General features: G+C 39.2%; 12 protein-coding genes. 5 read left to right on the top strand and 7 right to left on the bottom strand.

Annotated elements, in window-relative coordinates:
- Positions 1–18: 18 nt before the first annotated feature.
- The gene (locus tag BQ7352_RS05635) at positions 19–2,115 is read right to left on the bottom strand and encodes a glutamine synthetase III family protein (RefSeq protein ID WP_072447720.1); all 2,097 of its coding nucleotides are present in this window, start codon (positions 2,113–2,115) and stop codon (positions 19–21) included.
- A gap of 510 nt (positions 2,116–2,625) precedes the next feature.
- Between BQ7352_RS05635 and BQ7352_RS05630 the strand changes: the two genes are divergently transcribed.
- The 5 genes from BQ7352_RS05630 to BQ7352_RS05610 are packed head-to-tail and all read left to right on the top strand — an operon-like array spanning position 2,626 to position 7,832.
- Positions 2,626–3,720 carry a class II glutamine amidotransferase gene (locus BQ7352_RS05630; RefSeq protein ID WP_072447718.1) on the top strand — a complete coding sequence of 365 codons (1,095 nt, stop codon included), beginning with the start codon at positions 2,626–2,628 and terminating at the stop codon, positions 3,718–3,720.
- A complete protein-coding gene (locus tag BQ7352_RS05625) occupies positions 3,720–5,225 on the top strand; it encodes a glutamate synthase-related protein (RefSeq protein ID WP_072447716.1) in 1,506 nt (501 codons plus the stop codon). Before BQ7352_RS05630 ends, BQ7352_RS05625 begins: the two co-directional genes overlap by 1 nt.
- A 41-nt stretch (positions 5,226–5,266) precedes the next feature.
- A complete protein-coding gene (locus tag BQ7352_RS05620; RefSeq protein WP_072447714.1) occupies positions 5,267–5,989 on the top strand; it encodes a GltB/FmdC/FwdC-like GXGXG domain-containing protein in 723 nt (240 codons plus the stop codon).
- A 17-nt stretch (positions 5,990–6,006) separates the two neighbouring features.
- Positions 6,007–7,218 (top strand): glutamine synthetase family protein, encoded by a 1,212-nt coding sequence (locus BQ7352_RS05615; RefSeq protein ID WP_072447713.1) that lies wholly within the window; start codon positions 6,007–6,009, stop codon positions 7,216–7,218.
- 29 nt (positions 7,219–7,247) lie between these two features.
- On the top strand, positions 7,248–7,832 hold the full coding sequence (locus BQ7352_RS05610; protein ID WP_072447711.1) for an ANTAR domain-containing response regulator: 585 nt from the start codon (positions 7,248–7,250) through the stop codon (positions 7,830–7,832).
- A gap of 56 nt (positions 7,833–7,888) precedes the next feature.
- Here the strand turns inward: BQ7352_RS05610 and pstB are convergent, their stop codons facing one another.
- From pstB to BQ7352_RS05580, 6 genes are all read right to left on the bottom strand, one after another.
- Positions 7,889–8,644: a phosphate ABC transporter ATP-binding protein PstB gene (gene pstB / locus BQ7352_RS05605; RefSeq protein WP_072447709.1), complete on the bottom strand. Its 756-nt coding sequence runs from the start codon at positions 8,642–8,644 to the stop codon at positions 7,889–7,891.
- Positions 8,645–8,731: 87 nt separating this feature from the next.
- Positions 8,732–9,583 carry a phosphate ABC transporter permease PstA gene (gene pstA, locus BQ7352_RS05600; RefSeq protein ID WP_072447708.1) on the bottom strand — a complete coding sequence of 284 codons (852 nt, stop codon included), beginning with the start codon at positions 9,581–9,583 and terminating at the stop codon, positions 8,732–8,734.
- Positions 9,576–10,448 carry a phosphate ABC transporter permease subunit PstC gene (gene pstC, locus BQ7352_RS05595; protein WP_072448621.1) on the bottom strand — a complete coding sequence of 291 codons (873 nt, stop codon included), beginning with the start codon at positions 10,446–10,448 and terminating at the stop codon, positions 9,576–9,578. Before pstC ends, pstA begins: the two co-directional genes overlap by 8 nt.
- A 20-nt stretch (positions 10,449–10,468) precedes the next feature.
- Positions 10,469–11,395 (bottom strand): substrate-binding domain-containing protein, encoded by a 927-nt coding sequence (locus BQ7352_RS05590; RefSeq protein WP_072447705.1) that lies wholly within the window; start codon positions 11,393–11,395, stop codon positions 10,469–10,471.
- Between the two features lie 598 nt (positions 11,396–11,993).
- Positions 11,994–13,274 (bottom strand): galactokinase, encoded by a 1,281-nt coding sequence (locus BQ7352_RS05585; RefSeq protein ID WP_072447703.1) that lies wholly within the window; start codon positions 13,272–13,274, stop codon positions 11,994–11,996.
- Between the two features lie 130 nt (positions 13,275–13,404).
- Positions 13,405–14,649, bottom strand: a complete 1,245-nt coding sequence (locus BQ7352_RS05580) for a hypothetical protein (protein WP_072447701.1) — start codon at positions 14,647–14,649, stop codon at positions 13,405–13,407.
- Positions 14,650–14,687 lie beyond the last annotated feature (38 nt).

The following is a 14,687-nucleotide window of genomic DNA, read 5'->3' as shown; positions in this document are numbered from 1 at the left end:
ACTTTACTAAATACTGATTTATTTTACGCCAAACAACAAATCACTGTAAGTTGGAAACGGCCAGTATTTCTTTGCTGTCATTGTTTCCGCCTCGTCACAGGCAACTCTAAGTTCACACATTTTACTTAAAATTATATCTCTTATCATATAAGCTTCTTCTTCAATATCTCCGGCGCTCTGTAATTTCAATACAGCATCTTCCAGCTCTTCTGCTCTGACTGCAATCTGCTCTTCCAGTCTGGATAGCTTCTTTAATAAATCATTTTCATATCTGCAGGAAATCAATGCATCTACTGTTTGCTTTGCCACTGCTGTATTCGCCAGTTCAAGGACATAGGAACTTACTGCCGGAGCAATTTCTGTTTTTGCCATGTCAATCATAGTATTTGCTTCAATTAATACCGTTTTGCAATAGTTGTCCAGCATAATTTCACATCTGGACTTTAATTCTGCCTCTGAAAATATTTTATGAGATGTCAACATCCGTACATTTTTTTCATCTAAAAGATGAGGCATACAGTCTGGTGTTGTACGATAATTAAGCAATCCTCGTTTTTCTGTTGCTTCTTTAATCCATGTATCATCATAGCCATTGCCGTTGAAAATAATATGTTTATGATCTTTAATCGTTTTTCTGATCATTTCATGTAGTGTATCCTCAAAATTCTCTGCTTTTTCCAGCCTGTCCGCATAAATTTTCAAGCTTTCTGCCACTGCACTATTGAGCATAATATTTGCACATGCGATACTGTTAGATGATCCCAACATGCGAAACTCAAATTTATTTCCGGTAAATGCAAATGGAGAAGTACGATTGCGGTCTGTAGTGTCTCGATTAAATTTTGGAAGCACATCTACTCCCAACTTCATCTGAGTCTTCTTCGTTCCTTCATACGTGACACCTGTCTCAATAGCTTCCAGTACTGCATTCAATTCATCTCCAAGAAAAACAGAAACAACTGCCGGAGGTGCCTCATTCGCCCCCAATCTGTGATCATTTCCTGCAGTTGCAACTGAAAGCCGCAGCAAATCCTGATAATCATCCACTGCTTTAATAACTGCACATAAGAACAATAAAAACTGTGCATTTTCATAAGGAGTCTCTCCTGGTGACAATAAATTTACACCTTTGTCTGTCGCAATCGACCAGTTATTATGTTTTCCACTACCGTTTACACCTGCGAATGGTTTCTCATGAAGTAAACATACAAGTCCATTTTTTTCTGCGACCTTCTGCATAACTTCCATTGTCAGCTGATTATGGTCTGTTGCAATATTAGTTGTGGTATAAATAGGAGCTAATTCATGCTGTGCCGGAGCCACTTCATTATGTTCTGTTTTAGCCAGAATACCCAATTTCCATAGTTCTTCATTTAATTCTTCCATATATGCAGCAACCCTAGGCTTAATCACACCAAAGTAATGATCATCCATCTCCTGTCCCTTCGGTGGTTTTGCTCCAAAAAGAGTTCGTCCTGTAAATCGAAGGTCTTTTCTCTGTTCATACATTTCCTTTGTAATGAGGAAATACTCCTGCTCCGGTCCTACAGAAGTACGTACACATTTCACATCATCGTTTCCAAACAGATGGAGAATACGAAGTGCCTGCCTGTTCAATGCCTCCATAGAGCGAAGTAATGGTGTTTTCTTATCCAATGCCTCTCCGCCATAAGAACAGAACGCTGTGGGGATACATAATGTTTTTCCTTTGATAAATGCGTAAGAGGTAGGATCCCATGCTGTGTACCCTCTTGCCTCAAAGGTTGCACGCAATCCACCTGATGGAAAAGAAGATGCATCCGGTTCACCTTTAATCAGTTCTTTTCCGGAAAATTCCATAATCACGCCTCCATCCGGAGATGGAGAAATAAAGCTATCATGTTTTTCTGCCGTTACACCGGTAAGCGGCTGAAACCAATGTGTATAATGAGTAGCACCATTTGCAACTGCCCAATCTTTCATAGCTGCTGCAACTGCATTTGCCACACTAATATCAAGCTTTGCTCCTTTATCAATAGTTTTTCTCAAAGAGTTATAAACTTTTGCTGATAAATTTGCTTTCATCACTCTGTCATCAAAAACTTTACACCCAAAAAATTCTGAAACATTTTTCATACTATCACTCCTTCCAATTTGAAAAAGCAAGGATATCTCTCATAATACTTTTCTCTGTATCTGAAAGACGCCCTTGCCTTTTGGATTAAATCATATTAATTATCTTATAAAAACAAGAAAGATTGCGCTGTTGCGTAATCTCCGCGCGCGAGCGGTTCACAAAGTGATGATTTCATTTCCGCGAGCTGCGCATCCTTGCGGAGCATTTTTGTTTCATAGGATGCAATTTCCTATGAAATAAAAAAACGCCTCTGAGAACTATATCTCAAAGACGCCCTTGCCTTTACGTGTTGGATAATACACCCGATAAAATTATTTGTCAACCCCTTTTTTCTGTTGCACAATCTTTTTCATTTTTCTCATTTCATGAAAGATCTCTCTTGACAAAACTTATCATAGGCTGTATATATGGAATATGAGCAAAGGCGTTCATTTTTTGTGTAGAATTTTTCTGCCCTTAAAATGGATGCCTTTGTTTTTCATTTATACTGAAAGGAAGGTGCAGATAATATGAAAATTGAAGGTCAGGTGAGAATTCCTTCCGGATGTGCAATCTCAGCAGTAATTTCCAAAGACGGAAAGAAAATGTCCGGTGAAATGATTACAAATTCCATGAAACCCATGCACGACCGCTCTAATGGATTAGGCGGAGGTTTTGCCGGTTATGGCATTTACCCCGATTATAAAGATTTTTATGCATTACATATATTTTTTGATACCCGAGATACAAGAAAGAAATGCGAAGCTTTCTTAAAGGAGCAATTTGAAATTGTCCAGTCCGAAATCATTCCAACCCGCAAGATACCAGCGATTACAGATGAGCCTATTATATGGCGGTATTTTGTTGCTCCTCTGCAATCTGTTTTAACTTCTCTGCAATTGGACGAAAAGGAATTTGTTGCCCGAACGGTCATGAAAATAAATGCGGAAATATCCGGCGCCTATGTTTTCTCCAGTGGAAAAAACATGGGAACTTTTAAAGCAGTGGGATTTCCTGAAGATGTAGGAATGTTTTATAAACTGGAGGAATATGAGGGGTATTCCTGGACCGCTCACGGACGTTATCCAACAAATACTCCCGGTTGGTGGGGCGGGGCACACCCCTTTACACTGCTTGATTATTCTATTGTGCATAATGGTGAAATTTCATCTTATGATGCAAATCGCCGTTTTATGGAAATGTTCGGCTACAAATGCACACTCCAAACCGATACGGAAGTCATTACCTACATCATGGATTATCTGCTCCGTATACAGGGTCTCACCCTCGGTGAAGCCGCAAGCGTCATTGCTGCGCCCTTCTGGAGCACCATTGCAACAAAAACAGATTTGGAAGATCAGCAAAAACACACTTATCTCAGAACTATGTTCCCAAGTCTGCTGGTAACCGGTCCTTTTTCGATTGTTTTAGGATTTAACGGGGGGCTGATGGCACTAAACGACCGCCTCAAACTGCGTTCTATGGTTGTCGGTGAAAAAAATGACAAAGTATTCATTGCCAGCGAAGAATCTGCTATCCGAACCATGGAACCAAGCGCTGAAAAAATATGGTCTCCTGCAGGTGGTGAGCCGGTCATTATAAAAGTAAAGGAAGGTGCATTTTAATGAGTATAGAATTTATCTATCCGGAATTTGAAGTAGTCAGAAATGAAAACAGATGTATTGCCTGTCGGATATGCGAACGCCAATGTGCCAATGGAGTTCACAGCTACGACAAAGAACATAAGGTTATGAAGCATGATGAGTCAAAATGCGTCAACTGTCAGAGATGTGTTTCCTTCTGCCCTGCCAGAGCATTAAAAATCATAAAAAGTGACTGTAACCTGCGGGAAAATTCCAACTGGTTCGGAGACACAATAAATGAGATTTATAAACAGGCAAACAGCGGCGGTGTCCTTTTATCTTCCATGGGAAACCCTAAATCACTACCTGTATACTGGGACAAAATCCTTATTAACGCTTCACAGGTAACAAACCCTTCCATTGATCCTTTGCGCGAACCCATGGAAACCCGTGTTTATCTTGGAAAGAAGCCTTCCAAAGTAAATCGTACAGCAGATGGAAAATTAGACTGCAAACTGCCTCCCCAGCTGGAACTCTCCATGCCTGTTATGTTTTCTGCTATGAGCTACGGATCTATCAGCTATAACGCTCATAAATCTCTTGCTCTGGCAGCAACAGAGCTCGGAATATTATATAATACCGGTGAGGGAGGATTGCATGAAGACTTTTACTGCTATGGAAAAAATACTATTGTGCAGGTAGCTTCCGGACGTTTCGGCGTTTACGAAGATTATTTAAAAGCAGGTGCTGCAATAGAAATAAAAATGGGACAAGGTGCAAAACCAGGCATTGGGGGACATCTTCCCGGCACAAAAATTATCGGTGATGTATCACGTACCCGTATGATTCCTGAAGGTTCTGACGCTATTTCTCCTGCTCCGCATCATGATATTTATTCCATTGAAGATTTACGTCAGCTTGTTTTCTCACTGAAAGAAGCTACTAAATACAAAAAACCTGTCATTGTCAAAGTTGCGGCTGTCCATAATATTGCAGCTATCGCAAGTGGTATTGCCCGCAGTGGCGCTGATATTATTGCCATTGATGGCTTCCGTGGCGGTACAGGAGCCGCTCCTACCCGAATCAGAGATAATGTTGGTATTCCCATTGAACTTGCACTCGCTTCTGTTGACCAGAGGCTTCGTGATGAAGGTATTCGCAACAACGTATCACTGATAGTAGGTGGAAGTATTCGCAGCGCCGCCGATGTGGTAAAAGCCATTGCACTCGGTGCCGATGCCTGTTACGTAGCTACTGCTGCTCTGCTGGCTCTCGGCTGTCACCTCTGCCGTACCTGTCAGAGTGGCAAATGCAACTGGGGAATTGCAACCCAAAGACCAGAACTTGTGAAGAGACTTGATCCTGAAATCGGAAACCAGCGCTTGGTTAATCTGATGACTGCATGGAAACATGAAATCAAAGAATTGATGGGTGGCATGGGTATCAATTCCATTGAAGCTTTACGAGGAAATCGCCTCATGCTGCGTGGCATCGGATTGACAGAAAAAGAACTTGAAATACTCGGTATTTTTCATGCCGGAGAATAGCAGCAAAAAAAGTAAACTTTTTTTTGGAGGTATGGTATAATATGAAAATCATTAATGCTGCAAATTTAGATTACAGAGCTGTGAATGAAGCACTGTGCGACGCAGACAAAGACTGTATAATTGAAGGTTGCTGTGGTCAGAGATTTATCGCTGCAGGTATGTCTGACAAAAATCTTACAATCAATGGTATTCCCGGAAATGCATTGGGTTCCTATTTAAACAACGCCAATATTATCGTAAACGCCAATGCTCAAGATGCTGTGGGCGATACTATGAATGAAGGAAAAATCCTTATACACGGTAATATTGGAGATGCTGCCGGTTATGCTATGCGAGGCGGCAAAATCTATGTAAAAGGCAACGCAGGATATCGCGCGGGAATCCATATGAAAGCTTATAAAGAAAAAGTTCCTGTTATGATTATTGGTGGATATGCCGGAAGCTTTCTGGGTGAATATCAGGCCGGTGGCATCATTATTGTCCTCGGAATACACACTGCCGGAAAACGTATTGTAGGAAATTTCCCATGTACCGGAATGCACGGCGGCAAAATGTTTCTGCGTGGAGATTGTAAAGATATCCGCTTTCCAGAACAAGTAACTGCAAGATATGCAACTTCAAAGGATTTGGATGAAATTATGGAATATCTGTCTGAGTACTGTAGAGACTTCAAATATTCTGTGGATAAACTTTTATCTGTTCCTTTTACAGTCATTACACCAGACAGTAAAAATCCATACAAGCAAATGTATGTGGCAAATTAAAGAAAGCAGGTAGGATCATGAAGTATTCAAAAGATGAAATCATTCAATATGTGCAGGAAGAAGATGTTAAATTCATCCGTCTCGCCTTTTGTGATGTATTTGGCAAACAGAAAAATATATCCATTATGCCGCAGGAACTTCCGCGGGCTTTTGAATATGGTATTGCCATTGATGCATCTGCAATCGCAGGTTTTGGGGATGAAACGCATTCCGACCTATTCCTTCATCCGGAACCAGACACTCTGATGCCCTTACCCTGGCGACCGGAACATGGATGTGTAGTAAGAATGTTCTGTAGCATTACTTATCCGGACGGACGAATATTTGAATGTGACACACGCTCTATTTTAAAAAAGGCAATTCAGGCTGCAGAATATGCCGGATACCAATTTTTCTTTGGTGCTGAACAGGAATTTTATCTATTCCAGTTAGATGACAATGGCAACCCCACAAAACTCCCTTACGATAATGCCGCTTATATGGACATCGCCCCAGAAGACAGAGGGGAAAATATACGTCGTGAAATATGTCTGACACTGGAGCAAATGGGAATTCAGCCGGAAAGTTCCCATCATGAAGAAGGACCGGGACAAAATGAAATTGACTTTCTCTACTCCGATCCTTTAACTGCTGCTGACAATGCAATGACTTTTCAGACAGTTGTTAAAACAATCGCACGACAAAATGGAATTTTTGCTGATTTTAGCCCAAAACCATTAGAAAATAAGCCAGGAAATGGATTTCATATTAATATATCTGTCAAATCTTCTGACAACACAGATAATATGAACTATCTGATAGCGGGTATTTTGGATAAAATTTCGGATATGACAATATTTTTAAATCCAACTGAAAATTCTTATAAACGTTTTGGAAAAAACAAGGCTCCTCGATACATTTCATGGTCCAGTGAAAATCGTTCACAGCTTGTCAGAGTTCCTTCAGCAGTTGGAAAGTATCGACGTGTGGAACTCCGCTCTCCGGATCCGTCTGCAAATACCTATCTGGCATTTGCCCTGATTATTTATGCTATTCTGGATGGAATTCAAAATAAAACAGAACTTCCTGCACCTGCCGATATTAATCTGTATAAGGCAGATAAAGATATCCTTGCAAACTTTAAACAACTTCCGGAAAATTTCAAGTCTGCCTGCATCACTGCTACAAACAGTGAGTTCATCAGAAAATATATACCGGATGCTATCTTAAACCTATATTGTAATCAGTAAGTTAAATCAACAAAAGAGGAGGGGACAAAATGAGTTTAAGAGAACGTGTTTACAGTATACTCATCGTATCCGCAACAGATAGCTTCACCTCTGCCTTCACCGGTCTGTTGCCTGAAATACGCTATTATCCTGTCCAGACAGCCTCAAGTGTCAGTGCTGCCAGACGTATATTAACGGAAAAAACTTTTGACTTCGTTATCATCAATGCTCCTCTTCCTGATGATATCGGTACCCGTTTTGCAATTGACGTATCTACTTCCAAGCAATCTGTTGTACTTCTTCTCGTTAAAAGTGATATTCATTCTGCTATCCATGACAAAGTGGCTGAATATGGTGTATTCACACTGCCAAAACCAATTTCAAAACCAATTATCCTCCATTCCCTTAACTGGATGGAAAGTGCCCGTGAACGTTTAAGACAATTTGAGAAGAAGTCTTTATCTATTGAAGACAAAATGGCTGAAATCCGCCTGGTCAATAAAGCAAAGTGGATTTTAATCAGCGAGCTCTCCATGAGTGAGCCTGAAGCTCATCATTACATCGAAAAACAGGCAATGGATCGCTGTATTGCCAAACGATTCATTGCCGAAGAAATAATTAAAACTTACACCTGATAGTTTCGCGCATTTTCTCATCCAATTATGTTTGCATTCTTTCACGGCATATTTAATTAACCAAATCTTCCTGTAATATAATCCTCTGTCTTCTTATTTTGTGGTGTAGAAAACAATGTATCTGTCCGGTTGAATTCAATCAGATCTCCCAAAAGGAAAAATGCACAGTAATCTGAAATACGCACTGCCTGCTGCATATTATGTGTAACCATAATCACCGTATATTTTGATTTCAGTTCTATAAGCAAATCTTCTATTTTCCCTGTACTAATCGGATCAAGTGATGCTGTACTTTCATCACAAAGAATTACTTTGGGCTGTACTGCCAATGCTCTCGCAATACAAAGTCTCTGTTGTTGTCCTCCCGACATTCCCAAAGCAGATGCTTTTAATCGATCTTTCACTTCATCCCAGAGAGCCGCATCCCTTAAAGAGCGTTCCACAATTTCATCCAGCTTCACTTTCGAACAGATACCGTGTGTTCTTGGGCCATAAGCTACATTGTCATAGATACTCATTGGAAATGGATTGGGTTTCTGAAATACCATCCCTACTTCTTTCCTCAGTTCATTTACATTGATATCAGAAGAAAATATATTTCTCCCATCATATTTTACTTCTCCGGTAATACGCACATTATCCACAAGGTCATTCATCCGGTTTAATGTTTTCAAAAATGTAGACTTTCCACAACCACTTGGTCCGATCAATGCAGTAATTTTATGTTCTGGAATATCCATGGAAACTCCTTTTAAAACCTGATGGTCTCCATACCATAATTTTAAATCTTTGGTTTCTATAATTGCGTTCATTTCTGACTCCTTTTGTCTATTCTATCTTATAACGTGATATCCAAACTCTTCCATATTCCGTATATCATGTACTTATATTCTTTCTTTTTATCCCTTCTTAATCCTGCGGGCAATTCTTCCTGACAGCCAGTTAATTACCAATACAATTACAAGCAGTACAACTGCTGTTGCATAAGCCTGATTTATATACAGACCTTCACTTGCAAGAGAATACATGTGTACAGACAAAGTCCTGGTAGAAGACATTACACTATCCGGCAATTCTGCTACTGTTCCTGCTGTATACATCAAAGCAGCTGTTTCACCAACAATACGTCCAATAGATAAAATCACACCAGAAAAAATACCCGGTACTGCTGAAGGCAGAATAACCACAAATATGGTTCTAAGTTTCCCTGCACCCAAGCCAAAACTTGCCTCGCGGTAAGTATCAGGCACTGCTAAAAGTGCCTCTTCCGTGGTTCTCATAATTACGGGAAGTACCATGATTGCCAGCGTAAACGCTCCTGCAAGCATCGAATACCCCCAACGCAAAGTCGTTACAAAGAATAACATTCCAAACAAACCATATACAATAGAAGGGATACCGGTAAGTGTTTCTGCCGTCACTCTCACAACAGACACCAGTTTATTTCCCTTTTTCGCATACTCTACCAAATATACTGCTGCAAAAATCCCTAAAGGACCTGCAATTAAAAGAGATAATATAATCATGAAAATTGTATTAATAATTGCCGGAAACATAGAAACATTTTCTGAGTTATATTCCAGCTGAAACAACTGCGGTGTCAAATGTGGCACACCCTTTATCAAAATATATCCTACAATAAAAATCAGCGTTACCGCTGTAAAGATTGCACTGATCCACACCAATAAAGCCAGAAAAAAAGATGCGGGGTGATGGGAATACATTTTTAATTTCTGACGTATTTTATCCATTTATGCCCCTCCTTTTCACCAACGAAAATAATAAATTTATCAGCAAAATAAAGACAAAAAGTACAACTGCTGTTGCAATCAGCGCTTCTTTATGAAGGTCTGCAGCATATCCCATTTCCATAACAATGTTGGATGTTAAAGTACGAACCCCTTTAAACAAACCTTTTGGCATACGCGGCTGATTTCCTGCAATCATAATCACTGCCATAGTTTCACCGATTGCTCTTCCGATACCTAAAATTACACCTGCCGTCACACCGGATTTTGCTGCCGGCAGAACTGTGCGAAATACACTTCTTTCATGGGTTGCCCCCAGTGCCAAAGCCCCCTCATAATAACTGTCCGGAACTGCACGAATTGCAGACTCTCCTACGCTGATAATTGTAGGTAAAATCATAATCCCAAGCATTACAGAAGCTGTAAACATACTGGAGCCGTCTCCTCCAAATCCCAGTTGAATACCGAAAAAGTCACGTACAAAAGGAACAGCCACTACCATACCGAAGAAACCATATACAACAGAAGGAATTCCCGCCAGCAGTTCAACAGCAGGCTTCATAAATTTATATAATTTCGGCGGACAGAATTTCGCCATGAAAACAGCTGTACAAATACCAATGGGCACACCAATTAAAACTGCCCCTGCAGTTACATAAATACTGCCTAAAATAAATGGTAAAATACCGTAAATATTGTTTCCCGGCTTCCATCTTTCTCCCAGCAAAAAGTCAAAAACTCCTATTTTGCCAATGGCAGGAATACCATTGGCAAATAAGAAGATACAGATTAATGCTACTGCCAGAATAGAGGTACAGGCACACACAAGAAACACATATTTCATAACGGTTTCTTTTATATTTTTCATTCCCTTAATCCCTTTCCGCTTTACTGAAGGTCGCTCCATTCTGTGATTTCACCTGTGTAAATATCTTTTACCTGGTCTGTTGTAATATCTGACATAGAGTTTTCATTATTTACAATAACCGCAATACCGTCTAAAGCAATTTCCTGTCCCTTTAATCCTGCTTCAGTTTCAGAGTCCTTTAATTCTCTGGAAGCCATTCCGATATCACAGATGCCATTTATCGTAGACTCCATACCTGTTGTAGAGTCACTCTGCTGAATTTCGATTTCTGCATTTGGATTTACAGCCTCATAGCCTTCTTTTAATTTTTCCATTACCGGTGTAATAGAGGAAGAACCTGCAACTACAATTTTTCCGGATGGCTTTGTTCCTGCATAAGCCGCAGCATCAGCTGCAACGGAAATATAACCATTGTCTTCTACAATTTTCTGTCCTTCCTGACTTAAAATGTAAGAAATAAAGTCCTGTGCTGCCTCACTTACCTCTTCTGTGGTAGCAATATTAAAAGGACGTGCGATTTTATAAGTATCATTCTTTACATTTTCTGCTGTTGCTTCTGCTCCGTCTACCTTTAATGCTTTTACAGAGTCATCCAGAGAACCTAAAGAAATATATCCGATTGCCTGTGGATTACCTGCTACACTTGTCATCATAACAGATGTATTATTTGTCACCTGTGCGTCTTCTGTTGTATTATCAATTTTTTCTCCTGAGTCATCCTTTTCTTCAATTCCGAATAACTCGATGAATGCGCCTCTTGTTCCTGACCCTTCTTCTCTGGAGATTACAGAAATTTCTCCCTTTGGTGCTTCTGCTGTTTTTTCTTCTGTCCCTGATGAAGCTTCTTTATCTGTACCCTGTGTGTCCTCTGTACTTTCATTTCCACATGCTGTTAAACTAAATACCATTGTTCCCATTAAAATTGCTGCTAATATTTTTTTCTTCATAATTAAATAATCTCCTTTTATCGTAAATTTCAAATCATTTTCCTCGTCGACAGCATTTACTATAAAGGAGTTTTGTTAAATCACCAATCGTAAAATGGTTAAATATATGTAAAATTATTGTAAACCCTATTTTTCAGACAATATATTTTATTTTCATGTTATTTCGGTTAATTCTTGCCCAGTTCGTTAAAAATTTGACTTCATAAAAGTCAATATCTTTTCTACATTTTTCTACAAAAACCCTCTTTTTATCAGAAGTACACAAAACCTTTGTTCTTTATTTCATTATGTAAATCATATTCTTCCACACATTTTTTTGTGGACAATGTGGATAACTTAGTGTATAACTCTACTTTTCCCATATTTATTGGATTTTTTAATGTGTATAACTTTGAGGATAAAATGTGGGCAACTTCTAACCTTTCGACATTTTTTGTACATTTTTACATTTAAGAATATTCTGACTATTTCAATTATAACATGGACTATTTCATATATATTTTACATTGTATAAAGTCCCTTTTTTGTAAAATTCATTATGTAAACTATAAAAAAGGAAGCCCGTTTCCGGACTTCCCTAATCTCTTCTTATCTTTTGTTATAATACCTGCATACCACCATGCTGACGTACTTTTAATACATGACAAGAACCACTGCCAAATACTTTATCCATAGACTTTCTATACTCTTCCACAAAGCTGTTTTCAACAAAAATCTGAATTGTTCCTGCGAAACCACCTCCATGTACACGACATACTCCGTGATTTCCTAAAATACTCTCACTGACACCAAGAGCAATAGACATTGCCTGACTCTGTACATCTCTGTTTGTATAGATATTCTGGAGATATTTAAAGGAAGAACTTCCTGATTTTTCTACAAGAGAAAGAAATTCTTTGAAATCTCCCTGTTTCAGAGCTTCTACCTGCGCCTGTACACGTTTTTCTTCTTCAAAGAAATGAAGAGCACGCAGCACTGGTCTATCGCCTAAAATACTTCTCAGTCCTGATATCTGACTAAAGAACTCAGCCTCATCCACTTCTCTTAACACATCTTTTTTAAAGAAAGCAGCTACTTTTTTCATTTCTGCCGGTATCTGTGCATAATCTTCTGTAAGATCTGCGTGAGAAGCTTTTGTATCTACGATACAAAGACTGTATTTATAAGCTTCAAAATCTGCCGGTACTTTCTCAACCACAGGTTCTTCCGGATTTTTGAAATCAATATGGATTAATCCACCTACAGAACATGCCATCTGATCCATCAGTCCGCATGGCTTTCCAAAGTACACATTCTCTGCAAACTGACCTGCCTGTGCAAGGAATACAGGGCTGATACTCATCTCGTTAAATAAACCTGACAAAATAGTTCCTACAATAATCTCAAATGCAGCGGAAGAGGAAAGTCCTGCCCCAATAAGCACATCACTGGTAACATACGCTTCAAAACCACCGATTTTATATCCTTCTTCTTTTACTCTGGCAGCAACACCGCGGATTAAAGCAGCTGTTGTTCCTTCTTCCTCATATTTTTCTTCTAAATCATTTACGTCCACTTCTACCATATCGTATCCCTCTGACACAATACGGATAATATCGCCTTCTGTTTTACTTACTACTGCAATGGCATCCAGATTGATAGATGTGGCAAGAACCATTCCCAGCTGGTGATCTGTATGGTTTCCGCACACTTCGCTACGTCCCGGTGCACTATAAATTTCTACTTCTTTTTCTCCATAAAGTTTTTCAAATTCTGTAATTGCATCTGCATATCTTTTATTCTGATATTCCAGCATGCTTTCATCCAAATAAATCTCTTTGAATAACTGGCTGTGTTTTCCCTGTAATAATTCTTCTTTTAAAATTCCGGAGTTTTTCATCTCTCGTTTATCCTCCTTGGTACTAATAGTTTAAACAAATCTCATTTTTATTGTATAGGACGCAATTTCCTATGCAATAAAAAGCATATCACAACCGTAGGATTTTTGCTACTATATTTAACGAACTTTACTATTCTTCTGTAATCTTTTCTTCATTTAAGAGGGCATCAGAGGAATTTGTTTTCTCATCTTCATTTTCCTCTGCACCATACAGTTCCTCAGGACTGTTGGAAACTTCGATTTCCCTTACCAGCTGCAGCTCTTTATCTACAAATATACGAGTAAAATTCTTTTTACTCTCATCAGAATACAAAAAATAATCTGTCCCCTTTTCTTCTTCCTTCGCCTCATAAGAAGTTTCACCCAGCCGCGCCTTCATCTCCTCTGCTGATATTCCCAACACAATTTCTTCACCTACACCAATAGAAACCTTCGTCACATCAAAGTCTCCCGATAGATTAGTTACAAATGTGTTTTGAATATCTGTAGTTTCTTCATCATAATTTTTTACCACCGCATACAAAGACTGTCCGTTCTTTTCCAGTGTTACATACCCATGTCTGCCGGCTTTTACATACTTATCTGAACCTTCTTCAGAAATTTTCCAGCCATTCTCCACAAATGCGGAAACCGGTGCCGGAATTTGATAAAAGCAATTGTCATACTGTACCACATATTCCATAAAATCTCCATGATACTCCTCTGGTGTCCTATACTCTTTTACTGCCTGAGGTATCTCATCAGAAATCTCCTCCTCAGTTTCCGGTTCCCTGTAATTCTTCAGCCGCACCTGATATAATACTTCATCTTCTGCATGAAATACCAGCTCTGCTTCTTTATATTTTCCATATTCATATGTGATATAAATATCTTCTTTTTCTTCATATTCGTCTGTAGGTGTTCCAAATTTATCCGTCGCTTCCACAATAGTGCTTTCCCCCAGTATAATCCCTGCCGGGAGCTGATAACATGGACCCTCTGATTTGTAATTTAAAAAAATCCCGCCTACATAACATTCCTTTAGTGGTTTTTTCTCTCCCTCCGGATTTACAAAATCCACCTGTATTTCCTGTCCTTTATTTTTTAAAATTTCTCCCTCTATATACGTTTCCGCCTCCAGCATAGTATCTTCCTGCTTTTCCTCAAAGCTCCAGCCTTTTTCTTCCCACTTGGAAAGCTCCAGTGGCAGCTTCCACACATCTTCTCCCATAGAAAATTCAAAATCCCAGAGATTTTCAGACAGAGAAACCTCCGGTTTTCTGTTTGGAGTATTATCGTCTTTTTGGCATCCGCTTAAAACCACCAAAAGCATCAGACATAGCACTATCCCTCTTCTTATCAAACCGCCCTCTCCTCTCTTTTTTTCTATTCTCATTATTACCTGCTATACAGCATCTTAACACAAGGCTTTTC

It is taken from the genome of Blautia sp. Marseille-P3201T, from assembly GCF_900120295.1.
GTDB lineage: Bacteria > Bacillota > Clostridia > Lachnospirales > Lachnospiraceae > Blautia.
Note: the sequence above shows the minus strand (reverse complement) of the source record. Positions and strands in the feature narration are given on the sequence as shown.